General features: G+C 55.6%; 24 protein-coding genes. 15 read left to right on the forward strand and 9 right to left on the reverse strand.

Annotation, left to right across the window (positions count from 1 at the left end; translation table 11 throughout):
• Nucleotides 1–160: 160 nt before the first annotated feature.
• The 3 genes from BUA85_RS14720 (at nt 161) to BUA85_RS14725 (ending at nt 3,036) form a co-directional block, all read left to right on the forward strand.
• Nucleotides 161–1,027 carry an AAA family ATPase gene (locus tag BUA85_RS14720; RefSeq protein WP_072902405.1) on the forward strand — a complete coding sequence of 289 codons (867 nt, stop codon included), beginning with the start codon at nt 161–163 and terminating at the stop codon, nt 1,025–1,027.
• On the forward strand, nt 1,009–1,443 hold the full coding sequence (locus tag BUA85_RS16700) for a hypothetical protein (RefSeq protein WP_131802821.1): 435 nt from the start codon (nt 1,009–1,011) through the stop codon (nt 1,441–1,443). Before BUA85_RS14720 ends, BUA85_RS16700 begins: the two co-directional genes overlap by 19 nt.
• Before the next feature lie 255 nt (nt 1,444–1,698).
• Nucleotides 1,699–3,036 carry an MBL fold metallo-hydrolase gene (locus BUA85_RS14725; protein WP_165611625.1) on the forward strand — a complete coding sequence of 446 codons (1,338 nt, stop codon included), beginning with the start codon at nt 1,699–1,701 and terminating at the stop codon, nt 3,034–3,036.
• 23 nt (nt 3,037–3,059) lie between these two features.
• Here BUA85_RS14725 and BUA85_RS14730 read toward each other — a convergent pair whose 3' ends face one another.
• Nucleotides 3,060–3,404 carry a DoxX family protein gene (locus BUA85_RS14730; protein WP_072902408.1) on the reverse strand — a complete coding sequence of 115 codons (345 nt, stop codon included), beginning with the start codon at nt 3,402–3,404 and terminating at the stop codon, nt 3,060–3,062.
• 800 nt (nt 3,405–4,204) lie between these two features.
• Between BUA85_RS14730 and BUA85_RS14740 the strand changes: the two genes are divergently transcribed.
• The gene (locus tag BUA85_RS14740) at nt 4,205–5,449 is read left to right on the forward strand and encodes an NAD(P)/FAD-dependent oxidoreductase (RefSeq protein ID WP_072902411.1); all 1,245 of its coding nucleotides are present in this window, start codon (nt 4,205–4,207) and stop codon (nt 5,447–5,449) included.
• 3 nt (nt 5,450–5,452) lie between these two features.
• Here BUA85_RS14740 and BUA85_RS16625 read toward each other — a convergent pair whose 3' ends face one another.
• A complete protein-coding gene (locus tag BUA85_RS16625; RefSeq protein ID WP_207548163.1) occupies nt 5,453–5,563 on the reverse strand; it encodes an entericidin, EcnA/B family in 111 nt (36 codons plus the stop codon).
• 573 nt (nt 5,564–6,136) lie between these two features.
• On the opposite strand from BUA85_RS16625, the gene BUA85_RS14745 reads away from it, so the two are divergent.
• The 3 genes from BUA85_RS14745 to BUA85_RS14755 all read left to right on the forward strand — a co-directional run bounded on the left by BUA85_RS14745 (nt 6,137) and on the right by BUA85_RS14755 (nt 6,936).
• Nucleotides 6,137–6,331: a hypothetical protein gene (locus BUA85_RS14745; protein ID WP_131802822.1), complete on the forward strand. Its 195-nt coding sequence runs from the start codon at nt 6,137–6,139 to the stop codon at nt 6,329–6,331.
• Between the two features lie 109 nt (nt 6,332–6,440).
• On the forward strand, nt 6,441–6,638 hold the full coding sequence (locus BUA85_RS14750) for a hypothetical protein (protein ID WP_072902415.1): 198 nt from the start codon (nt 6,441–6,443) through the stop codon (nt 6,636–6,638).
• Between the two features lie 100 nt (nt 6,639–6,738).
• Nucleotides 6,739–6,936, forward strand: a complete 198-nt coding sequence (locus tag BUA85_RS14755) for a hypothetical protein (protein WP_072902417.1) — start codon at nt 6,739–6,741, stop codon at nt 6,934–6,936.
• A 192-nt stretch (nt 6,937–7,128) separates the two neighbouring features.
• Here the strand turns inward: BUA85_RS14755 and BUA85_RS14760 are convergent, their stop codons facing one another.
• Nucleotides 7,129–7,881: an alpha/beta fold hydrolase gene (locus BUA85_RS14760; RefSeq protein ID WP_072902547.1), complete on the reverse strand. Its 753-nt coding sequence runs from the start codon at nt 7,879–7,881 to the stop codon at nt 7,129–7,131.
• A 69-nt stretch (nt 7,882–7,950) separates the two neighbouring features.
• Between BUA85_RS14760 and BUA85_RS14765 the strand changes: the two genes are divergently transcribed.
• A complete protein-coding gene (locus BUA85_RS14765; RefSeq protein WP_072902418.1) occupies nt 7,951–8,322 on the forward strand; it encodes a hypothetical protein in 372 nt (123 codons plus the stop codon).
• Here the strand turns inward: BUA85_RS14765 and BUA85_RS14770 are convergent.
• Both BUA85_RS14770 and glyA read right to left on the reverse strand, forming a co-directional pair.
• Entirely contained in the window at nt 8,279–9,145 is an 867-nt protein-coding gene (locus BUA85_RS14770; protein ID WP_072902420.1) for a DUF817 domain-containing protein, read from the reverse strand. The genes BUA85_RS14765 and BUA85_RS14770 overlap by 44 nt on opposite strands.
• A gap of 67 nt (nt 9,146–9,212) precedes the next feature.
• Nucleotides 9,213–10,508, reverse strand: coding sequence for a serine hydroxymethyltransferase (gene glyA / locus BUA85_RS14775; protein ID WP_072902422.1), 1,296 nt, complete (start codon nt 10,506–10,508; stop codon nt 9,213–9,215).
• Nucleotides 10,509–10,684: 176 nt separating this feature from the next.
• Between glyA and BUA85_RS14780 the strand changes: the two genes are divergently transcribed.
• A complete protein-coding gene (locus BUA85_RS14780) occupies nt 10,685–11,449 on the forward strand; it encodes an NAD kinase (protein WP_072902424.1) in 765 nt (254 codons plus the stop codon).
• 92 nt (nt 11,450–11,541) lie between these two features.
• Here the strand turns inward: BUA85_RS14780 and BUA85_RS14785 are convergent, their stop codons facing one another.
• The 4 genes from BUA85_RS14785 to BUA85_RS14800 all read right to left on the reverse strand — a co-directional run bounded on the left by BUA85_RS14785 (nt 11,542) and on the right by BUA85_RS14800 (nt 17,232).
• On the reverse strand, nt 11,542–12,033 hold the full coding sequence (locus tag BUA85_RS14785) for a CIA30 family protein (RefSeq protein WP_165611626.1): 492 nt from the start codon (nt 12,031–12,033) through the stop codon (nt 11,542–11,544).
• Between the two features lie 79 nt (nt 12,034–12,112).
• On the reverse strand, nt 12,113–12,892 hold the full coding sequence (locus BUA85_RS14790) for a HalD/BesD family halogenase (protein ID WP_207548164.1): 780 nt from the start codon (nt 12,890–12,892) through the stop codon (nt 12,113–12,115).
• Between the two features lie 2 nt (nt 12,893–12,894).
• A complete protein-coding gene (locus BUA85_RS14795; protein WP_072902548.1) occupies nt 12,895–14,784 on the reverse strand; it encodes a propionyl-CoA synthetase in 1,890 nt (629 codons plus the stop codon).
• Nucleotides 14,785–14,952: 168 nt separating this feature from the next.
• Nucleotides 14,953–17,232 carry an NADP-dependent malic enzyme gene (locus tag BUA85_RS14800; RefSeq protein ID WP_072902427.1) on the reverse strand — a complete coding sequence of 760 codons (2,280 nt, stop codon included), beginning with the start codon at nt 17,230–17,232 and terminating at the stop codon, nt 14,953–14,955.
• A 158-nt stretch (nt 17,233–17,390) separates the two neighbouring features.
• Here BUA85_RS14800 and BUA85_RS14805 point away from each other — a divergent pair, with 158 nt between their 5' ends.
• From BUA85_RS14805 to BUA85_RS14830, 6 genes are all read left to right on the forward strand, one after another.
• Nucleotides 17,391–17,783: a cytidine deaminase gene (locus BUA85_RS14805; protein ID WP_072902429.1), complete on the forward strand. Its 393-nt coding sequence runs from the start codon at nt 17,391–17,393 to the stop codon at nt 17,781–17,783.
• A 3-nt stretch (nt 17,784–17,786) separates the two neighbouring features.
• Nucleotides 17,787–19,088: a thymidine phosphorylase gene (locus BUA85_RS14810; protein ID WP_072902431.1), complete on the forward strand. Its 1,302-nt coding sequence runs from the start codon at nt 17,787–17,789 to the stop codon at nt 19,086–19,088.
• Nucleotides 19,088–20,299 (forward strand): phosphopentomutase, encoded by a 1,212-nt coding sequence (locus BUA85_RS14815; RefSeq protein ID WP_072902433.1) that lies wholly within the window; start codon nt 19,088–19,090, stop codon nt 20,297–20,299. The genes BUA85_RS14810 and BUA85_RS14815 overlap by 1 nt, the downstream gene beginning before the upstream one ends.
• Nucleotides 20,296–21,282 carry an adenosine deaminase gene (locus BUA85_RS14820; protein ID WP_072902435.1) on the forward strand — a complete coding sequence of 329 codons (987 nt, stop codon included), beginning with the start codon at nt 20,296–20,298 and terminating at the stop codon, nt 21,280–21,282. Before BUA85_RS14815 ends, BUA85_RS14820 begins: the two co-directional genes overlap by 4 nt.
• A complete protein-coding gene (upp, locus tag BUA85_RS14825; protein WP_072902436.1) occupies nt 21,279–21,911 on the forward strand; it encodes a uracil phosphoribosyltransferase in 633 nt (210 codons plus the stop codon). The genes BUA85_RS14820 and upp overlap by 4 nt, the downstream gene beginning before the upstream one ends.
• A gap of 64 nt (nt 21,912–21,975) precedes the next feature.
• On the forward strand, nt 21,976–22,986 hold the full coding sequence (locus BUA85_RS14830) for an SPOR domain-containing protein (protein WP_072902438.1): 1,011 nt from the start codon (nt 21,976–21,978) through the stop codon (nt 22,984–22,986).
• Nucleotides 22,987–23,002 lie beyond the last annotated feature (16 nt).

A 23,002-nucleotide genomic window follows, 5' to 3' on the forward strand; every position in this document is an offset into this window, starting at 1 on the left:
ATGAAAATCCGAACGATAACTTAGTAGGATATCTCAATTATTCGAAACAGGTAACTGCTGCTGACAGTCAGCTTATATATCCCAATTTGTTGGGGAAAATCTTGCTCTGCTTCGTTTCTTGTGTAGTTTTAAGGCATTTAGTTAGGAGTAAATCAACAATATGGAGTTTTTTAGAGATGTTCGGCCTGAAGACGTGTTCACGCCGAGATCTGCGACCGTCAATAAGTCGATGTATGTTGACCGGCCTGAATATGAACGTGAACTCAAATACGCTTTGCGCAGCGGCTACCATTTAATTGTTTACGGAGATAGTGGTTGCGGCAAGTCGTGGCTTTACAAAAAGACCTTCGACAACGAAGGAGTCGACTATGCTACCTTAGACCTTAATAATTGTAAGACTCCGGATGACGTCGAGTTATTGATCCTTGAAGTAATTGAACAAGATCAAGAGTGGGTTGAACATGAAAGATCCGAGCTCACAGAAAAAGGCGTAATGCCATACGATGTTGGTCGAAAGAAAAGTGGCAGTAGAACGCTGCGAAAGGCTCAGCTATCGGCCTTTGAGAAGCTTTGCAAAAAACTCCGTTCGGCAGCGAAAAGACGCCGTGCTATAGTTGTATTTGAGAACCTTGAACATGCAATTATGAACGATGACATCGTTACGTACCTGCGCTCACTGGTTCTTTCTCTGGACGATGTTTCATTGTGTAAAGAAAATGTTCAGATTTGTTTTGTTGGTGTGCCGCATGACATAAAAGGCATCCTTACAGAAGAAAACAGGTACCAAACTATTTCAAACCGCGTCACAGAAATCTCTGAGGTTTCACGCCTTACCCGCGACCAGGCAAAAATCTTATTTAGGCAGGGGTTTGAGCAACGCCTTCAAATGGAGATTGAAGCATTTGACTATTGTTTAAGCCAGATTGTCTATCTGACGGATAGAATTCCGCAATATATTCATGATTTGTGCTTGAGAATTGCTTTTGTTGCCGAAGAACGGGGGGAGTTGTGTCCCCCAAGATTGTAGTTGCTGGAGCCCATGATTGGATTGAAACAAATGGTCGGCAAAGCCGCGAATTCATCGAAAAACTATTGGGTCCCGGACGGCGCAGAAATGATCAACGGTCAAGGATCATTCTCGCTTTAGCTAAATGGGAAAAAACAACTTTCTATGCGACAGATATCAACGAAAAGCTGAAAGAGCTTTTCCCGGTTTCGTTAAAAAATCGAAGAGTGCAGGTTACTAGAGCGTTAAACAAACTGGCGTCGGGAGACGCGCGCTTGCTGAAATTTGACGAGGAGACTGGGAGATACCGGATTGCAACTCCGAAACTACGTTCGGTTTTGCGACATGTAGTTTATCAAGATCCAGCTGACGAGTCTGCCCTAATCCGAGAAGATAACATACCAGAGGCTAACAGACTGGACAGTATGGGACATTGAGATATCCTCTCGTATGCTTAAAGTTTTGGGTCGTCTTGCATAACTGGAGCCGAAAGCCGGTAGGAAGGCAAAGAGTTAGAATTGGAAAATTTAGACTTATGTGCTTTGGCTAGTCAGCAACCCTCTAACCAACCGCCTTTAACCATTCAGCAATAAAGTTTCGCTGCGAAACCCTTTTGCGCAACTTTCTCCATGCGCCAAGACACCCCCAACCCAACCCTTGCCCAACGCCGCAGTTTGGTCCACGAGTACGGCATGAAATCTGAAATTGAATTTATCAATCACGCCTCCGTTCTTATTTCTCAAGGAGACGTCCACCTGCTCTCTGATCCTTGGTATGCTGGGGCCGCGTTTCATGACGGTTGGCGGCTGTTAGTGGAGCATGAGGATGATGTCGTCGCAGCGCTCCTCAAACGGGTCACGCATATCTGGGTCAGCCATGAACATCCTGACCATTTCTCCGTCCTGTTTTTCAAACGCTTTGGAGAGCAGATCCGCATCCAAGGGATCAAAATTCTGTTTCAAAACACCCGCGATCGGCGGGTGGCGAAGTTCTTTGAGGCGCAGGGCTTTGATCTGACCGAATTGCCGTTCAACACGCCGGTGCAGCTCTCGGACGATTATGCGGTGACCTGCATCAAAGACGGGTTTATCGACAGTGGTTTGTTTATCGAAACCGCGGGCGAGAAAATCCTGAACCTCAACGATTGCGAAGTGAACACGCAGCAACGCGCCGATGAGATCAAGCGGTTGACCGGAGACGTGGAAGTTCTGTTGACGCAATTCTCCTACGCGGCGTGGAAGGGCGGGGCGGCAAACCGCAGCTGGCGGCTAGAAGCGGCGGAAGAGAAACTGGATGCGGTGGCGCTTCAGACCAAGACCTTTGCGCCGAGGGTAGTCATTCCTTTTGCCTCTTATGTGTATTTCTCCAATGCGATGAACGGCTGTTTGAACGATGGCGCCAATCATCCCAAAGAGGTTTTGGAGCGGTTTAAGGATGCGCCTTTCGAAACCGTCGTGATGGCGCCGTTTGATCGGTTTTCCGGTGCTTGGAGCGCGGCGGATCAAGAGAATGCGGTAAACTTCTGGCAAGCCCAGTTTGAGGATGCGGCGACCCGCGAACCCGCGACCTATGATAGCGTTCCATGGGATGAATTGGCGCAAGATTACGTGTCCTATGTCGGGCGGGTTCGAACGACGAACAACACGTGGATCATGGGGTTCTTTCGGCGCTTCAAACCCTTCCGCGCCTTCGCCCCGATTGCGGTGAAGTTGTTGGATTACGACAAGACGGTTTTGGTGGATTTTGAGAACGCAACGTTGGTTGAAACCGACAAACCCGCTGATCTGGAGATGCAATCCGCCTCTTTACAGTTTTTGTTCAAGAACGGATTTGGGTTCGACACTTTGATGGTGAACGGCTGCTTTGAAGAAAGGTCAACCGGCGGCTTTGTCCGCGCGACAAAGACGTTTGGCGTGGATAACCTCAATAACATTGGGCTCAAGGTCGCGTTTTCGACGATGTTCAACGTGCATCTGATCAAAATGATCCTTACACGCCTTTACCGCGTGGCGCGTAAGCTTGAGGAATAATAATTTGGTTTCGGTTGGGGGCCTTAGCCAACAACCCCCGTGCCCTTACGCCCGATGATATAGAAGCAAGCGATCAAAACCCCCGCCGCGGGCAGACCTGCTGCGATTGGCGGGAACACCACGTGGTAATAGATCGCGCCGCACATGATGATCGCGATGCCGAGGGCGGCGAGGCGCGATGTGGGGCGGAGCCAAAGGCCGATGGCGCCCAATGCCTCACAGACACCTATGAACGTCCCGAACCAGCTGGGCAGACCGAGGTCGATAAAGCTCTGCAGCGCGACTTCATTGCCCGTCAATTTCAGCGAAGCACCGGCCAACATAATAAAGCTGACCAAGGCCATTGCGAAGTAATCTAGGATTCTCATAGCTGTCCCCTTCCCATTTTTGCCGATGTTAGACGAAAAACTGCCATTAAATCCAGAAATCGTGATTTTTTTTCATAGCGCTGATTTTTTGGGCAAATTTTGACCAATCCACAGCTTATCCACCGGCATCTCCAGATTTTCCCCCACAAGAAATGTCAGCCCCCCTCTTGGCAGGTCGGGGTGTCTTGGTCCAACCTCAAGTCATCGCAAGGGAGCGCAAGCAAACAAGCGGGACGCAGAAGACCCTCTGCGGCGGAAGAGAAACGGGACGGGCAACTGAACCGAGGATCAGAAACCACAGGGAAGCAAGCTAAAGACGACGCATTCTTTGAAGGCATCAGATTAGGGCGGTTTCATTAGGGACGATGCGGGTCATAGGGGGATCTTCGGAAAACCAGATGATCGTCGTGGAGGATCGCAAGAGACAAAGCGGCAGCGAGGGGACCTTCGGGGAACTGAGCATTATTGGAGATCGGACTGGCAACAGCACGATATTCAATGAGGGTGTCAGGGGGCTTCGGCCATGCACAGACCGCGTCTATGCACCTGGCACCTTTCTCTTTTGTGAGGCCTGAATATGAAAACGGGGTTCGGTTCCATGTACCAAACCCCGCCGTCAGGAATGCAATTACCGCGTCTATAATGCACCAGTAACCCCCGTCTAACCGACGTCGAATCACTTATCAACAGGTTATTGTGGATAAGTTGATGCCTCGATGTGTCGAATTTCTATTTGCTGAAGGTAAGAGCATGTCGCTTTCGGGCTTGCCTCCTTTGAGTTCAAGACGTGAAGTGGCAGCATGGCGAAGCATCCTATCATAGTTGTTGGCGCAGGGATTGTGGGCGTGAGTACCGCGATCTGGCTGCAACGTTTTGGGCATCGGGTGGTCCTCATGGATCGCGATGCTCCGGGCGAAGGGGCCTCTTTTGGGAATGCCGGGCTGATTGCGCAGTGGGCGGTGACGCCGGTGACGACCCCAGGGCTTTGGCGCGATATGCCGAATTATCTGATCAATCCCCAAAGCCCGTTGTTCGTCGAATGGGGGTATCTGCCGAAAATGCTTCCGTGGCTGGGGCGGTTTTTGGCACAGGCGACGGATGGCAAGACGCAGACTTACGCCGATCAGGTTGCCCCGCTGCTCTTGGACGCCGTGGATCAGCACAGATCTTTGATTGCGGGAACGGCGGCGGAGTCTTTCGTGCGGGATAGTAAGTTGAGCTATGCCTACAGATCGCAAGCTGAGTTTGAGAAAGACGCCTATGCGTGGGCGTTGAAAAGGCGGTGCGGGTTTGAGCCACAAATGGTTTTAGGGGCAGATGTAAGAGACGCTGAACCGATCCTTGGTCCGGACATCGGCTGTCTGGCTGTTTTAGAAGGGCAAGGGCACGTCATGGATCCGGGCAGGTACGTGAAAGCTTTGGCCAAGCACTTTGAGAAAGATGGTGGAGCGTTTGTGCGGGCAACGGTGCAGGGGATTGGGCGCCAGGGCGGTGCGGTCACGCATGTTGATACCGACCAGGGTCGTTTTGACTGCAATCGGTTGGTCGTTACTGCTGGCATCTGGTCAAAGGAGTTGATGCAGGCGTTGGGCCTCAAGGTTCAGCTCGAGACGGAGCGGGGGTATCACCTCGTATTCGAGAACCCGTCTGAGATGCCAAAGAACCCAATGATGCATGTGAAAGGTAAGTTTGGGGTCAATCCGATGAATGTTGGATTGCGTTGTGCTGGGATGGTGGAACTGGGCAGTCATACCTCTGGGCCGAGTGACGCGCCTTTGAACCTTCTCAGAGAAAACGCCAAGAAGGCGTTTCCCACTCTTACATATAGTAATGTTAAAGAATGGATGGGGTTCCGTCCGTCTACGCCGGATAGTCTGCCGTTGATCGGCGAGATTGAGAATAGTGGGATCTATACAGGGTTTGGCCATCAGCACGTGGGCCTGACAGCTGGCCCTAAAACGGGGCGCTTGTTGGCGCAGATGATTGATAAGCAGCCGCCCAATATTCAGATGGATGCCTATTTGCCAGCCCGATACCTCAGTTAGTCCTTAGAGACGGTCGACCGTTTCTGCTGCGCGCGTGATGTCGCGACCGATGCCTTTAACGGTCTCACAGGCTGTTAGCGTTGTTACCAATGCTGCGATCAAGAAAATGCGCATGCTGTGCCTCATCATTTTTTGGGCGTTCTAGCCAGTTCTCAAGAAATCGGCAACTCGGCGGCAATTTACGTGACGGAAAGTTGAGGCCCAGCCGTTTAACCTTTGAAACACCTTCGGAGGACAAAATGCGATTTCTACCTCATGCCTTCTTATTTGTGGCTGGCGGGCTTTGCCTTGCCGCATTTCTGACATCTCAGGTGGTTTGACGCCTCAATCGGCGAAAATCCACCGCCACAATTGCCACAATTGGTGTCCGATTCTCTCAAATTGCCCCCGATTCGGCGGCGGAAAATCGCTCGGCAACCTGTCTAAATAGACATGTCCTTTCGAATAGGGCATTTTTTTGCAGGCTTTTTGACGCCTTATTTTACAACCTTTTGGTGAATGTGGCGAAAACACGGTTAACGAAACCCCTTAAAATTAAGACGCTGATAACCATTGTGGCGAAAATGTGTTCGATTGGTTCGAAATTGGCAATGGACTGTTCCCGTCTTCATGGCTTTGCGGCGGAGAAAAATGGGACAAACTGAGGTCAGAAAGTGGCGGGGGCCAAAGGGAAACGGAAGAAAAGACATGACAAAGGACTTCATCAAGACTGCCCAGACACGTCGCCTGGATGCCCTGGAAGAGATGGATCATCGCGAAGCAAACGGCCAAGATGTTCGTAAACTGCGCAGACTGCCACCTCTGACACAAAGCCACATCGATGCACTGTTCCAGACGTCAAAGCGCGCCTCGAACACAGCTACAGGCTTCTTGGCAGCCTAAACCCAGCCAAGACTGAACCACGAAACTGAAACCAAACTGCTGTACCTGATTAAAGATTTGTTCGTTTCCGAAATACTGGTGGGGGCCATGTAGAACGGAGAACAAAGACATGACTAAAGACTTTATCGCAATCGCACGCAACCGCCGCCTGATCGCACTGAACGAGATCGAAAATCGCAAGCGTAACGGCGCAACAATCGCGAAAATCCACACATTGCCAGATCTGACGACACGCCACGTTGATGCAACGTTCCGCACACGTCGCACAGTTAAGCCAGCAGCTGCTGCTGTCGCGCTAGTCGCCTAAGACACGCAATAACCACTCAACACACAATCAAAGTACACGCGTAATTATTGGATCGTTATCCGTCCCTTGGTGGGGATCAAATAGAACGGAGAACACCACAATGACTAAAGACTTCATCGCAATCGCTCGCAACCGCCGCCTTGTCGCTCTGACCGAAATGAGAACACGTCAAGAAGACGGCGCATCGATCACTAAGATCCACACATTGCCAGATTTGACGCCGACGCATGTCGATGCTGTCTTTCGCACGAAACGCAAACCACAGCCAGTTTTTGAAGCAGCGCAGCTCGCCGCCTAGTTCAGAGAAATCTCGCGTTGGTTTTCGGACCCTTCCGGTTCCGGCATTCCTGAAAAAACGCAAAGAGTTTAGGGCACCGATTTCACACTCACGACCCTAACGCGGCTTCGGCCGCAGAGCAGGCCACCACTTAAGTTCCCTCCTCAGTGATTTTAGAGGTGGCCTGCCAAAAGATAATAAGACTGCAAGCCCCTAAGGGGTATTCATGGACAAGAATGCAGCTACCGCCGCCTCAAATTCACGAGGCTTCTCCGCATGAAGCCAGTGACCTGCTTGGGGAATCTTCGCGAATTTAGCGGCGGTAAAATTTTCCCGGATGAGGTCGCGGTATTCTGACCTGACATAATCGGAACTTGCGCCGGATAGGAAAAGGGTGGGGGCCCCGCAAGGCGCGACGTCATCCGGGAAACCTATAATTTTGTCCATCTCTGCTGCCAGAACATCCAGGTTGAAACGCCAAGATTTCGTTTCAAGATCAAAGCTTTGCACCAGAAAATCTGGAACGCCTGGTTCGAGGCCTGTCAGCTGCGATTTCGCATCGCCTCTGGTGTTCACCTTCGACATATCAACGGCACGCATAGCCTCGATCGGGCCCATTTGCGTGTGGGAATAGGCGACGGGCGCGATGTCCGCGACGATCAAGCTGACGAGCTTTTCGGGATACCGGCTTGCCATGACCATCGCGGCTTTCCCACCCATCGAATGACCGAGGAGGTGAAAAGGCGCGTCCATGACTTGCGCAAGATCTTCTGCCAAATCGTCGTAGCTATGGGTGTCGTACCACGGGCTGTGACCGTGGTTACGCATATCGACCGCGACGACCTGTCGATCTTTTGACAGCCGTTTTGCGATCACGCCCCAATTGCGCGCAGAGCCAAATAGCCCATGCGCAATCAAGAGCGGCGGCTTATTGGTCGGGTCCCCATGGACGATTTTATTGAGCATCGCAGCCTCTTGGTCTTTTGCCCCTCTTACCTCTTGAGCCAAAAGGTTGCTAGCGTTAGGGGAGGGTTCATGGCGGAACCTTCTATTCAAGACAAAGTGGCGTATATTAGCCTACTGATTGAAGAGCGACTGCGCTTCAAGGATGGGACGTTAGATCGCCAGCTTTACAAAGCGGGCCCGAAGTTGCCGCGTCGGGTTCGGAAAGCCGGAAAGAAGGTCTTGGACGCGAGCAATTTGGTTGGGCATCCGAAACTGGCGCGCATGATTGATCAGCGCGAGTTCGACAAATCAGCCGCGATTGTAATCGAGCACCTTGAGAAGATTGATCCAAGGGATGAAGCCTTTGGTCGATTGTTGGTGTTTTTGGGCAAAGTGTCTTTTGTTTTGATAGCGACGTTCATTGCGGTGGTTTGGTATATGTGGGCGCAAGGGATGGTTTAGGGCCGCCCAACACATCGCGAAACACCAAGGTAACCGTTGCAAAGCTGACAAAGAGCAACAAATACCACGACCCCATTTTGGCAATGTTGACGGGTTCAAGAACGGATTGTCCGGCGTAAAGCCACGTGCCGGTCCGGGTGCCGATGTTCTCAGCTAACCATAAGAAAATACTTGAGAAAAATGCAGCGACTGGCAGGGTCATCCAATACCAATTTGTACCGATGCGAAACCAGATGCGGGTGCGGAGATAAAGAAATATTGTCAGAGCGAAGAGGACGTATCGCATGTCCGGTACGAAGTGGTGCGCGAAGAAATTGATGTAGATCACAGTGGCAAGTGCGAAATGAGCCCAAGCCGGCGGGAAGGGTGTGAAGCGCATATCAAAGAGACGGATCACGCGAGCCATGAAGCTTCCAACGGCGGCGTACATGAAGCCGGAAAACAAAGGGACGCCGTAGACTTTGAAGAACGCGGGTTCGGGGTAGGACCAAGATCCGGCTTGCACTTTGAACACCTCCATCGCGGTGCCGGTCAGATGGAACAGAAGGATGACGCGGGCCTCTTTCCAGGTCTCCAACTTGACGGTGAGCATGGCGACTTGCAGGCTGACCGCGATCACAAGCAGCGCATCATAGCGCGCGATGATCCAGTGGGGCTCCCAGATCATCTTGGTCCCGATGATCGCGGCCAGCAAGCAGATGCCAAACAGACAGGCCCAGCCCTGTTTGAGGATAAAGAGCGTAAGCTCAGCCACCGGGGCTGGCAGGACAGAGCGCGCTTTATCACCCAGGTGCTGCTCGATTGTGCGGGTGTCTGCCGTCATAAGACGACATTAAAAAACCCGCCGTGCAGAGCGCGCGGCGGGATTGTGCAGAATTTGGTGGTGAGGCTTAAAGATTTGGATAGATTGGGAATTTATCGCAAAGCGCTTCTACTTCAGCGCGGACCTTTGCCTCGACCTCGGCGTTGCCGTCTTCGCCGTTGGCGGCGAGGCCGTCGACAACTTCAACGATCCAGTCAGCCACTTGGCGGAATTCCACTTCCGTGAAGCCGCGAGTGGTGCCAGCCGGTGTGCCAAGGCGAACGCCGGAAGTGACCATCGGCTTTTCTGGGTCAAACGGGATGCCGTTTTTGTTGCAGGTGATGTGGGCGCGGCCCAGAGCAACCTCGGTCGCGTTGCCTTTTACGCCTTTCGGGCGCAGATCGACGAGCATCAGGTGGCTGTCGGTGCCGCCGGAGACGATGTCGAGGCCGCCTTTCATCAGCTGATCCGCCAGCGCTTGCGCGTTCTTCACGACCTGCTCTTGATAGACTCTGAACTCGGGACGCAGGGCCTCGCCAAAGGCCACTGCTTTACCGGCGATGACGTGCATCAGAGGGCCACCTTGGATGCCGGGGAAGATCGCAGAGTTGCACTTTTTTGCGATTGCTTCATCGTTGGTGACGATCATGCCGCCGCGTGGACCGCGCAATGTCTTATGCGTTGTGGTCGTTGCCACATGTGCATGCGGGAACGGGGAAGGGTAGAGGCCAGCAGCCACCAGACCGGCGAAATGTGCCATGTCTACAAGGAGATAAGCGCCGACGCTGTCAGCGATTTCACGCATGCGGGCAAAGTCGATGATGCGCGGGATGGCAGAGCCGCCAGCGATGATCATCTTTGGTTGATGCTCAGTTGCCAGTTCTTGCACCTGCTCATAATCCAACAAACTGTCTTGTTGACGCACACCGTACTGAACCGCCTTGAACCACTTGCCAGATTGGTTTGGTTTCGCGCCGTGTGTCAGGTGTCCGCCTGCGTCGAGGGACATGCCAAGGATCGTATCGCCGGGCTGAAGCAGAGCTTGAAACACGCCTTGGTTTGCTTGGGAGCCGGAGTTCGGCTGAACGTTGGCGTATTCGCAGCCGAAGAGCTGCTTGGCGCGGTCGATGGCGAGGTTTTCCGCGATGTCGACGTATTGGCATCCGCCATAGTAGCGACGGCCGGGGTAACCTTCGGCGTATTTGTTCGTCATCACGCCGCCTTGGGCTTCCATAACAGCAGCGGAGACGATGTTCTCTGACGCGATCAACTCGATCTCTTTACGCTGGCGGCCGAGCTCGGACTGCATTGCAGCATGGATTTCTGGATCACGGGTGGCGAGGGCTTCGGTGAAAAAACCTGAATCTTTGACGGTGGCGTTCATTGGGAATCCTTCCGGAGGCATGAATTTAGCGCCTCATACAGGACGTTTCCGATAGGAAAAAGTGACAAAACGTCCATGATGATCATGAGTCCGACATGAGATCGCTAACATTGGCGACTTGTGTTTCCTTTTGGTTCATTGGACAACGAAATAGAACGGCGGAAGGGTTTTGGAATATGTCGGCGCCTAAAATTGCATTCGTGGCTAGCGAGGTGCCTATTGCGCAGAAGGCGCAGAAGGCGCTGGCGGGACGCTATGGGGATGTTGCGCCGCGTGATGCTGATGTGATCGTGGCCTTGGGCGGCGATGGTTTTATGCTGCAAACCCTTCATGCGACGCAGGATAATCCGGCGGCGGTCTATGGGATGAACCGCGGAACGGTCGGGTTCTTGATGAACGAATATTCCGAAGATGATCTGTTAGAACGTCTGGCGGAGGCAGAAGAAGAGATCATCAATCCACTCCGGATGACAGCACTGTGTGTCGACGGGTCCATGCACGAGGCCTTGGCGATCAATGAGGTTAGCCTTTTGCGCGCCGGTCCGCAGGCTGCGAAGTTGCGGATCACGGTGGATGGCAAACTGCGGATGGATGAGCTTGTGTGCGATGGCGCTTTGGTGGCGACGCCTGCTGGATCGACGGCCTATAACTACTCTGCACACGGGCCAATTTTGCCGATTGGGTCGGATGTTTTGGCGCTAACCGCGATGTCGGCGTTCCGGCCGCGCCGGTGGCGGGGGGCGTTGCTGCCAAAACGGGCTGTTGTTCGATTTGATGTCAGAAACCCCGAAAAACGTCCTGTGATGGCCGACGCAGATGGGAAATCTGTGAGAGACGTGGCGAGTGTTGAGATCCGCTCAGAGCCGGATGTGGCGCATAAGATCTTGTTTGACCCGGGGCATGGGTTGGAGGAGCGGCTTATTCGGGAGCAGTTTGTTTGACTGTTTTGCCCGGCTTTGCCGGGCAGCGCCCGGATCTCCCCCCGAGGGGAGGGCGCTTCACGCCCACCCCTGAGGTCCGAATGCTACACTTGTTAGGAAGATGGACTAATCACTTCAACCCGCTTCACGTCCAATTCCGCCGTGTAATCCGCGCCATAGGCGACGATGCCGAGGCTGACGATTTGGGATGGGTCGAAGGTGGCGGGGAGGCCGCCTTGAGGTTTGAAGTCGGACCAGTTGAGGGAAACTGTCTCCCACTCCGGTGCGGCTTCAAAACTTGTGGCGTAATATTGCCATGGCCTGCGGGAATTGGCGGGGCGGAGGTGGACGTAGTAGCGTTCGCCATTGCCGCGTGCGGTTAGGGACAGGCCGGAGGATGTGTCCGGCAGCGGTACAGTTAACTGCCGTCTGATTTGGATAAAACCGCCGTTATTGGCGGTGCTGACCTCGCCCGCCAAACGGGCAAAGGTTGTGTCACCCTCTTGCATGAACGCCGCACCACCGTCGGAGACGCCGCCCATCACACGGTCGCTGACATAAGACCAACCTGCCGCGTCACCGTCGGTAAAATCCTCTAATATCATAGAGTTCGCCCATGTTGCGCTGGCGCTGAGCCAGAGTGCTGCTATCCATCTCATACCCGAGAGGTAGCGCGAGCGCGTGTTACGACAAGCGGCCGTAGAAGGTCATGCGGGCGCTTTCAGACAGCTCGATCCCCGGTTCGGAGTTGTAAGCGAGCACGGCGAGCATCCGCGTGCGATCGCTTTCATTGGGCGAGACGCGATGGATGGAGTTGCGCCCACGAAACAAGACGAGATCGCCTGCGTTCATGGAGAGGACGTCGGGCGTCGTTCGGCCGTCGAGCAGGGCGGTAACGCCCTCGTAGTTCATCTCTCCCGCATCTGCGTCGCGCAGGTTTTTGATGTATTCGAACGCGCTTCCTGCGTCGGGTTTCTGGATCAGCAGGGTGATCGCGAAAGAGGAATTGTCGAAATGCCAGCCCAGCTCTTGCCCCCGTTTGGCGTAGTGGATGTTGATGGAGGAGAGCGTGTCGGCGTACGGATGCAGCTCCGGCTGACCGACGGTGCCTTTGATGAAACTGCGAAAATCGGCATCGTCATAAAGCGCACGCAGGGGGCTGTCTGTCGCGATGATGTCATCGCAGATGCAGCCCTTGGAGGAGACGACCTGCCGATTGGCGGCATGACTGTCCGGAAAGTCTGGATTGTGCGGAGTGAGGTAGATCGAGTGGTTTTGGGCGCAGAAATAGGCCTTGTCCTGACCCGCTTCGGCCTCTGCCTGCATGGCGATCAAGGCCTCCGTTCGGATCAGATTGGGGAGAACGAGGACGCCCTCGCGATCCAACTGCTCGGCGCAAGTGGCGATAAAGCTCTGATCGGTGAGCGGGTGGGCCTTCAGATTGACAATATCGCTCAGCTGCATTGCTAACCTTTTGCGTAACCCATTGGTATCAATGCGTCTTTGATCTCATCAAGGATGGCGGGATCGTCGATGGTGGCGGGCATCTTATAATCTTCGCTATCGGCGATTTTGACCATCGTGGCGCGGAGGATTTTGCCGGAGCGGGTCTTTGGCAGGCGGTCGACGATGGTAACGAGTTTGAAGGCTGCGACTGGTCCGATCTTATCGCGCATCAGTTTGATGCAGTCTTGTTTGATCTGCTCGTCGGAGGTTTCGGTACCCTTGTTGGTGCAGAGGAAGCCCATTGGCAGTTGGCCTTTGAGCTCATCCGTCACGCCGATGACCGCACATTCGGCGACATCGGGATGGCCGGCGAGGACTTCTTCCATCGCACCTGTCGAGAGGCGGTGGCCCGCGACGTTGATGACGTCATCGGTGCGGGCCATGATGTAGATATAGCCGTCTTCATCCTTGTAGCCCGCGTCGCCGGTTTCATAATAACCGGGGAAGGTGGTGAGGTAGCTTTTCTTGAAGCGCTCTTCTGCGTTCCAGAGCGTGGGCAAGGTGCCGGGGGCGAGGGGCAGTTTGATCGCAATCGCGCCAAGCTCGCCCGCAGGCATTGGGTTGCCGCCTTCATCGAGGATGTCGATTTGAAAGCCGGGGAGGGCGACGGTGGGCGAGCCGATTTTTACGGGGAGCGGTTCGATGCCTGCCGGATTGCCGATCATCGCAAAGCCGGATTCTGTTTGCCACCAGTGGTCATAGACTGGAACGCCCATCGTGCTTTGCGCCCATTCAATGGTGTCGGGGTCGGCACGTTCTCCGGCAAGGTAGAGCGCGCGGAGGCCGGAGATGTCGTATTTCTTAATCTCTTCGCCGGTCGGGTCTTCGCGTTTGATGGCGCGGAAGGCGGTGGGCGCGGTGAAGAAGCTGCGCACATTGTGTTCGGCGATGACGCGCCAGAAGGTGCCTGCGTCCGGGGTGCCGATGGGCTTGCCCTCGAAGACCACCGTCGTGTTGCCGTGGATCAGAGGCGCGTAGCAGATATAGCTGTGGCCGACGACCCAGCCCACGTCAGACGCTGCCCAAAAGACATCGCCGGGATCGCATTGGTAGATGTTTTTCATCGTCCAATTCAGGGCAACAAGGTGGCCGGCTGTCGGGCGGACGACGCCTTTGGGTTGGCCGGTGGTGCCTGAGGTGTAGAGGATATAGGCGGGGTGGTCGCCCTTGACGGGGATACAGGGGGCAGGCTCGACCCCCTTCTGCACCTCATGCCAATCGACATCGCGCGCAGTGAGGTCGGCGCGGCATTCATCCCGTTGGAAAATAACGCAAAAATCGGGTTTGTGGCTAGCAAGATCGATGGCGCCGTCGAGGAGGGGTTTGTATTCGACGATGCGGCCCGGCTCGATCCCGCAGGAGCCGGCGATGATGGCCTTTGGGGTGGCATCATCGATCCGGACGGCGAGTTCATTGGCCGCAAAGCCGCCGAAGACAACGGAGTGGATTGCGCCGATGCGCGCGCAGGCGAGCATGGCGGTCACCGCCTCTGGCACCATCGGCATATAGATGATCACGCGGTCGCCTGTTTCCACGCCTTTCGCCAAAAGGGCGCCAGCCAAGCTGGCGACATCATCCTTGAGCTGGGCATAGGTGATCGTGCGTTTGGTGTCGGTGACTGGGCTGTCGTAGAGGATCGCCGCCTGATCCCCGCGCCCATTTTCAACGTGGCGGTCAACGGCGTTGTAGCAGGTATTGACCTCGGCATCGGTGAACCAGCGGTAGAGGGGCGCGTTGCTGTCATCGAGCGCTTTGCTGGGTGGTTTGACCCAATCGATCGTTTCAGCCTGTTCGAGCCAGAAGGCTTCAGGATCGTTGGCCGCCCGATCATAAACGTCTTGATAGCGCATCTTCATGGTCCTCCTTCCACGTCTTAGCCAATTGGTAGGCGGGTCGGTGAAGGGGGGCAAGATTTATATGTATGACATTTGCAGGCGGTGTAAATTTCTTTGCTCAGCCTGCGGCTGACTGGAGGCGCTGCCTTCAGACCTCCGAGGTATTTTGGGCAAGAGGAAGAGCTAGCCGTAATGCGCGACCGGGGTTCCGGCGAGGGCGGAGACGTTGAGGAGGCCGCGGGCGGTGATGGAGGGGGTGACGACATGGGCGCGGTTGCCCATGCCCATCAAGATTGGGCCAACTTCAAGCGCGTCGCCTTTCATTTTCAGGATGTTACGCACGCCGGAGGCCGCGTCTGTATTGGCGAAAATCAGAATATTTGCTGGGCCTTGCAGGTGGGCTGCGGGGAAGATGCGGGCGCGTAGCTCTGGATCGAGGGCGGTGTCGATATGCATTTCCCCTTCATAGGCAAAGTCGCGGGGCGTGCTATCGAGGATGGCCATCGCGGCGCGCATGCGGCAGCCGGTATCGGAGTTCAAATTGCCGAACTGGCTGTGCGAACAGAGCGCAATATTGGGGGTGATGCCGAAGCGCCGAGCGTGGCGGGCGGCGCCGATGGCGGTTTCGGCGATTTGCTCTGGCATGGGTTCGGCGTGGACTTGCGTATCAGCGATAAAGAGCGGGCCGTCTTCGAGGATCATCATGGAAAGAGCCGCGATGGGCTGGAGTTTTTCCGTGCCAAGGATTTGCTCGACGTAGTTCAGATGCCAGAGGTACTGGCCGAAGGTGCCGCAGATCAGGCTGTCGGCTTCATCCCGATGGACCATGACCGCGCCGATGGCGGTGGTGTTGGTGCGCATGATGGCTTTGGCGAGGTCGGGGGTGACGCCCTTGCGGGCCATAATCTCATGATAGGTGCCCCAGTAATCGCGGTAGCGGGGGTCATTCTCGGGGTTTACGATTTGGAAATCCACGCCAGGGCGGATTTTGAGCCCTGCGCGTTCGCAGCGGGTTTCGATGACCTCAGGGCGGCCGATAAGGATTGGTTGATCGGTGGTTTCTTCGATCACGGCTTGAGAGGCGCGCAGCACGCGTTCGCTTTCGCCTTCGGCAAAGACGATGCGGCGTCGGGCGGATTTTGCGGCGTCGAAGACAGGGCGCATCAGGAGGGCAGATTTGAAAACAGAGCCGTCGAGTGACTGCTTGTAGGCGGCGATATCCTCTAGCGGGCGGGTGGCGATGCCGGTTTCCATGGCGGCTTTGGCCACGGCGGTGGCGACGACGCCCATCAGGCGTGGATCAAAGGGTTTTGGGATCAGGTAGTCGGGACCGAAGGTGAGTTGTTCGCCCCGATAGGCAGCTGCAGCTTCGGCAGAGGTGGTTTCGCGGGCGAGGGCGGCGATGCCTTCGACACAAGCGATTTTCATGGCGTCGTTGATGTCGGTTGCGCCCACGTCGAGTGCGCCGCGGAAGATAAAGGGGAAGCAAAGCACGTTGTTGACCTGATTGGGCACATCGCTGCGGCCGGTGGCGATGATGGCCTTTGGATTGGCCTCTTTCGCGGCAGCTGGGTCAATTTCGGGATTGGGGTTGGCGAGGGCGAAGATAATCGGGCTATCTGCCATCTTTTTCACCATGTCAGGTGTCAGGACGCCGGGGCCGGAGAGGCCGAGGAAGAGGTCCGCGCCTTCAATGACCTCATCCAGCGTTGCGTATGTGGTGCCTTGGGCATAGCAGGCCTTTTGCGGGGTCATGTCGGCTTCGCGGCCTTCGTAGACGAGGCCTTCGATATCAACGAGCCAGACGTTTTCGCGTTTGACGCCCATTTTCAGGAGCATGTTGAGGCAGGCGATGCCGGCAGCGCCACCGCCTGTGCTGACGATCTTTATGTCTTCAAAGCGCTTTTTGGCCAGACGCAAGGCATTGGTGGCTGCGGCGCTGACGACAATTGCCGTTCCGTGTTGATCGTCGTGGAACACGGGGATGTTCATACGTTCGCGGCAGAGCTTTTCGACAATAAAACAATCAGGCGCTTTGATGTCTTCAAGGTTGATGGCGCCGAATGTGGGTTCGAGGGCGCAGACGATGTCGGCCAGCTTTTCTGGATCGGGTTCGTTTAGCTCGATGTCGAAGCAATCGATATTGGCGAATTTCTTAAAAAGAACCGCTTTGCCTTCCATGACGGGTTTGGATGCGAGGCCGCCGATGTTGCCGAGGCCAAGCACGGCGCTGCCGTTGGAGACGACGGCCACGAGGTTGCCGCGGGCAGTAAAGTCACGCGCTGTGGCAGGATCGTCTTTGATTTCGAGGCAGGCTTCTGCGACGCCGGGGGAATAGGCCAGCGATAGATCGCGCCCATTCGCCATGGGTTTGGTTGCTCTGATTTCGAGTTTCCCAGGTTTTGGAGTCTGGTGATAGGACAGAGCGGCGGCGCGGAGATCGGTTGGTTTTGAGCGGGTCACAGTCGGCTTTCTAAATTTAGTTTAACGTTAAACTAATTTCATTTTGCTTACCTTACGGCAATTGGGAAGTCGGGGAAAGTCACATTCTTACAGGTAAGTTGCCCCTTGCATCTGAGCGGTCGTCTCGTAGTCTTCTAGGATAGATTTGGAGACTTCTCATGACGTTGATGGATGACGCACGCGCGGTGCGGGAAAATGCCCACGCCCCCTATTCGAATTTTAAGGTTGGTGCGGCGGTGCAGACGTCATCTGGTGCTGTCTATAAGGGCTGCAATGTTGAGAATGTGGCTTATCCCGAAGGAACTTGCGCCGAGGCAGGGGCTATCGCCGCGATGGTTGCTGCGGGGGAGCGGGATGTTGTGGCTGTGGCGGTCATTGCTGATAGTCCTCAGCCGGTGAGCCCGTGCGGAGGGTGTCGACAAAAGCTTGCGGAATTTGCGGGCGCGGATGCGAAGGTGACGCTCGGGACGCTAGACGGGACGGTTTTGGAAACCACCGTTGGGGCCTTGCTGCCCGGTGCGTTCGATAAAGACTATATGTCGAAAGTCTGAGCGGTGGATGCGCGCGCCGTTATTTCGAAGGTCAGGCGGGGAGACGCGCCGGAGCGGGATGAGCTGATCTGGTTTGCCGAGGGTTTGGCCTCTGGTCACATATCGGACGCACAGGCCGGTGCCTTTGCGATGGCTGTTTGTTTGAACGGGCTCGGCTCGGACGGTCGGGTGGCTTTGACCGAAGGGATGCGCGATAGCGGCGACGTGCTGTCCTGGGATTTGGGTGCGCCGATCATCGACAAACACTCGACAGGGGGTGTGGGCGACTGCGTGTCCTTGCTGCTCGCGCCGATGCTGGCCTGTTGCGGCGTCTATGTTCCGATGATTTCGGGCCGTGGATTGGGGCACACGGGCGGGACGTTGGACAAGTTGGAAGCCATTCCAGGGGTGTCGACCGATGTGTCGGAGGAGCGGCTTCGCACCATTGTTGAAACGGTCGGCTGCGCGATTGTAGGGGCGACAGGGCGGATCGCACCGGCAGACAAGCGGCTTTACGGGGTGCGGGATGTGACCTCGACGGTGGACAGTATCGATTTGATCACGGCCTCGATCCTGTCAAAGAAGCTGGCGGCGGGGCTGGATGCGCTGATCTTGGACGTCAAAACGGGGTCTGGCGCGTTTATGAAATCCGAGGAAGACGCACGCGGGTTGGCCGAAGCGCTGGTCGAGACCGCAAAAGGTGCTGGGTGCAAGACCAAGGCGCTTGTTACGAATATGAGCCAACCTTTGGCGCCCTCGTTGGGCAATGCTTTGGAGGTTTCGGTCTGTATGGATGTGTTGAGTGGGAATGCCGAAGCTGCGCCGCGGTTGGTTGAACTGTCTGTGGCGCTTGGCGCGAATCTGTTGGAGCAGGCCGGTTGGGAGCGGGCCTTGGCGAAGATCAAGTTAGAAGACGCCTTGAAGGATGGGTCAGCACTGAAGGTCTTTGCCAACATGGTGTCAGCGCTCGGCGGCCCACCTGACATGGTTGAAGATTGGCGGACTCATTTGCCGAAAGCGCCGGTTGTGGGCGATGTGCTTTCGCCAATGGCTGGACATGTGGCGGCGATTGATGGCGAGGCGTTGGGCCTATCGGTTGTTGGTTTGGGCGGCGGGCGCAAGGTGGAAACGGACCGCATTGATCCGGCGGTTGGGCTGTCGGATTTGGTTGCGCTGGGTGCCAAAGTCGAAGCGGGCCAGCCGCTGGCGACGATCCATGCGGCAGATGAGGATGCAGCAGAGCGGGCGGCGCAGGAAGTATTGGCAGCGGTTTCCATTGGCGATGCGCCTTTTGTTGGTCCGCTGATCGTTGCGGAGGTCGGATAGTGCCGCGCGCGTTTCTGGTTGTGATGGACAGCGTCGGCATTGGCGGCGCACCTGACGCAGACGCGTTTTTTAATGACGGTGTGCCGGACACGGGCGCGAGTACGCTTGGCCATATTGCCGAGGCTTGTGAGGCGGGGCGTGCGGAGGAGGGCCGGACGGGACCGCTTCATTTGCCGCATATGTGCGGTTTGGGCCTTGCTGAAGCCTTGGCGCTCGCCTCAGACCGACGGGATTTGAGTTTTTCGGCCAAGGTGAGAGGAGCTTGGGGAGCGGCGACGGAGACCTCTCGCGGGAAGGACACGCCAACGGGGCATTGGGAATTGGCGGGGGTACCAGTACCTTGGGAGTGGCACACGTTTCCCGATCAAAAGCCAGCCTTTCCCGAAGAGGTGACGCGGGCTTTGTGTGAGGCGGCTGGGACTGACGGGATTTTGGCGGATTGCCATGCGTCGGGAACCGAGATTATTGAGCGCGAAGGAGCAGAGCATCTGCGCTCGGGCTGGCCGATTTGTTATACGTCGGCGGACTCTGTTTTGCAGATTGCGGCGCATGAAGAGCATTTTGGATTAGACCGATTGCTCAAGCTTTGCGCAGACGTGGCACCCTTGTTGCATGACATGAAAGTGGGGCGCGTGATTGCGCGGCCGTTTATGGGTGACGCGGAAGCGGGGTTCACACGAACGCAGAATCGAAAGGACTATGCAATCGCGCCTCCGGCTCCGACGCTTTTAGAGCAGGTGCAAACGGCAGGTCGACACGTGCAAGCTATTGGAAAGATTGGGGATATATTCTCCATGCGCGGGATTGATGCCGTTTCGAAAGGTTCGGATACGCAATTGATGGTCGATCTTCATGACGCGGTGGAGACAGCGCCGGAGGGCGGCTTGGTGTTCGCCAATTTTGTGGAGTTTGACAGCCTTTATGGTCATCGTCGTGATGTGAGCGGCTATGCGCGGCACCTTGAATGGTTTGATGGCGAGATCGGTCGCGTTCTGGAGCGTTTGCGTGAGGGCGACCTCTTGATCATCACGGCGGATCATGGGAACGACCCGACGTGGGTTGGCACGGATCATACGAGAGAACGGGTGCCGGTAATTGCGGCTGGGATCGGTGCGCGAGAGTTGGGCCAGATGGGTTTCGCCGATGTGGCGGCAACGGTGGCGGCGCATTTGGACGTGGCATATTCCGGTGAGGGAAGGAGTGGGTTGTGAGCTTTCAGAAGATGAAGAAGATTGAGCTGCATTTGCATCATGAGGCAGCAGCCCCTCCTAGCTTTATCCGTGGACTAGCGGCGGAGAAGAAGATCGACATCAGTAAGATCTTTGATGACCAAGGGAACTATGTGTTCCACGATTTCGATCATTTTCTGACCGTCTATGATGCGGCCTGTTTGCCGTTGCAGACGCCCGAAGATTTCCGGCGGTTGACGTTGGCGGCGTTGGAAGAGACCGCCAAGCACGGGGTGATTTACTGTGAGACGTTTGTATCACCAGATTTTTGTGGTGGGGCGGACGTTGCTGCTTGGAAAGAGTTTTTTGCGGCGATGAAGGAGGCATCTGAAGAGGCGGAGCGCAGTTTTAGCATTACGCATCGCACCATCGTCACCTGCTTGCGGCATTTGGGGCCGGAGAAGGCTAAACCTGCCGCGCTTTGTGCTGTGGAAACGGCGGGCGACTATCTTGTTGGTTTTGGCATGGCCGGGGCGGAGATGATGGGCCGCCCAGGTGAGTTTGCCTATAGCTTTGATATGGCGCGCGAGGCCGGTTTGAACCTGACCTGCCACGCGGGCGAGTGGGGTGGGCCGGATATGGTGGCCGACACACTGCGCGATTTGAAGGTGTCGCGTATCGGGCATGGGATCAATGCGATACACGATCCGAACGTGGTACAGCAGTTGGTGGATCAGGACGTGGTGCTCGAAGTTTGCCCTGTGTCCAACGTCGTCTTGAAGGCTGTTTCGGGGTGGGATGCGCATCCGATCCAGAGGTTGCGAGATGCGGGTGTGAAAGTGACGGTTTCCACCGATGATCCACCTTTCTTTCATACAACCATGACAGAAGAATATCGTCAGCTTGCAGAAAACTTTGGCTGGGGCGAAGATGATTTTGACGCTATCACGCAGACGGCTTTAGATGCTGCGTTTTGTGATAAGCAGACCAAAGAGCGATTGGCGCAAGAATTGAGGGACCAATGACTGAGCACGTAACCCATGTGACCCACCCGCTGGTGCAGCACAAGCTGAGCCTGATGCGCAAAACCGATACGTCGACTGGTGAGTTTCGCCAGTTGTTGCGCGAGATCAGTCAGCTTTTGGCCTACGAGATCACGCGCGAATTGCCGATGACCACAAAGCGGATTGATACGCCGTTGGAAGCAATGGATGCGCCTGCCTTGGCGGGTAAGAAGCTGGCATTGGTCTCTATTTTGCGCGCCGGTAACGGCCTGTTGGACGGTATTTTGGAATTGATCCCGTCGGCGCGGGTCGGCTTCGTTGGCTTGTACCGAAACGAAGAAACACTGGAGCCGGTTGAGTATTACTTCAAAGTTCCGACCGAATTGTCAGAGCGTTTGGTGATTGCCGTTGATCCGATGTTGGCGACGGGCAATTCGTCGGTAGCCGCGATCCAGAAGCTCAAGGATGCCGGTGCAACAAACATTCGGTTCATGTGCCTGTTGGCGGCGCCCGAAGGGATTGCGCGGATGAAAGAGGCGCATCCAGATGTGCCGATTGTGACCGCGGCGATCGATAGTCATTTGAATGAGAATGGCTACATCGTGCCTGGTTTGGGCGATGCGGGCGACCGGATGTTTGGGACGAAATAGGCGAAGTTCCTTTACAGATATAGGGATTTCATCCAAACTTCCACTAATTGTTGTGGGGATACATATGCATAAGCTGGCGACATTTTCGCTATTTCTATCAGTCGGACTTGCAGTCCCCCCTGCGTTTGCCCAATCGATCGACGGCCCCGCGGAGCTTCCTCCAGCGACGTTTGAAGGTTCCCAATATGTCGATAGCCAAGGCTGCGCGTTTGTTCGCGCCACAGTAAATGGCGCGACGTCTTGGATCGCGCGTGTGGATCAAGATCGCAATCCGCTTTGCAATTTTGAACCGACTTTTGCCTGGACGGTGACGGACACGATCGCTGAGGACGACACAACCGAAGTCGCGGAGGCGGTAAACGAGGCAGACACGGCAGAGGCCGCTTCAACACCGGAAACCGCAGCGGAACCGGTTGAAAGTGCATTGGCAGACGAAGCCGAAACACCTGTCATCTCCACTGATTTGTCGGAAGAGGTGGCCGAGGCGCCCGCACCGCGCCCGACGGCTCCTGCGGCACCAAGACGTGCGCCGGTTGTCGCTCCGGCTCCGGTTGTTGCAGAGACACCTGCTCCTATTCAAACACAGCCTGTGACTCGGGATCAGGCATGCGCCGGAAAATCGGGTATTCAGCCCAATTTGTTGAGCCTCTCGACCGGATTGCCGATTGATTGTGGGCCCGCGACTGAGATCGTTGACGTGCCAGCCGTGTCTGATGAGATCCCTCGTTTGACATTGGCAGAGGTGTGCCAGCGGACTGCCGAAACAGGGGTTCGTTATACCAATGCGGAAACAGGCGAGGCGGTGGTTTGCCCGGAGGTCGATGTGCAAGTGGCCACGGCGGCTCCTACAGCGTCTGTATCAAAGACATATATTCAAGTTGGCAGTTTTGCCGTCCATTCAAATGCGGATCGTTTGATTGCCCGATTGGGTGATCTTGGTCTACCTGTCGCCTCCGGTCGGAGTGGACGGCTAAAGATCGTGGCGGCAGGTCCATTTACAAGTGCAAACGCGCAGCAGCAGGCTTTGGCCACAGTGCGCGGATTAGGGTTTTCTGACGCCTTTTTAAGAAATTAACCGGTTCTCCCGGGGA

The organism is Cognatiyoonia sediminum, from assembly GCF_900129845.1.
GTDB classification, from domain to species: Bacteria; Pseudomonadota; Alphaproteobacteria; order Rhodobacterales; family Rhodobacteraceae; genus Cognatiyoonia; species Cognatiyoonia sediminum.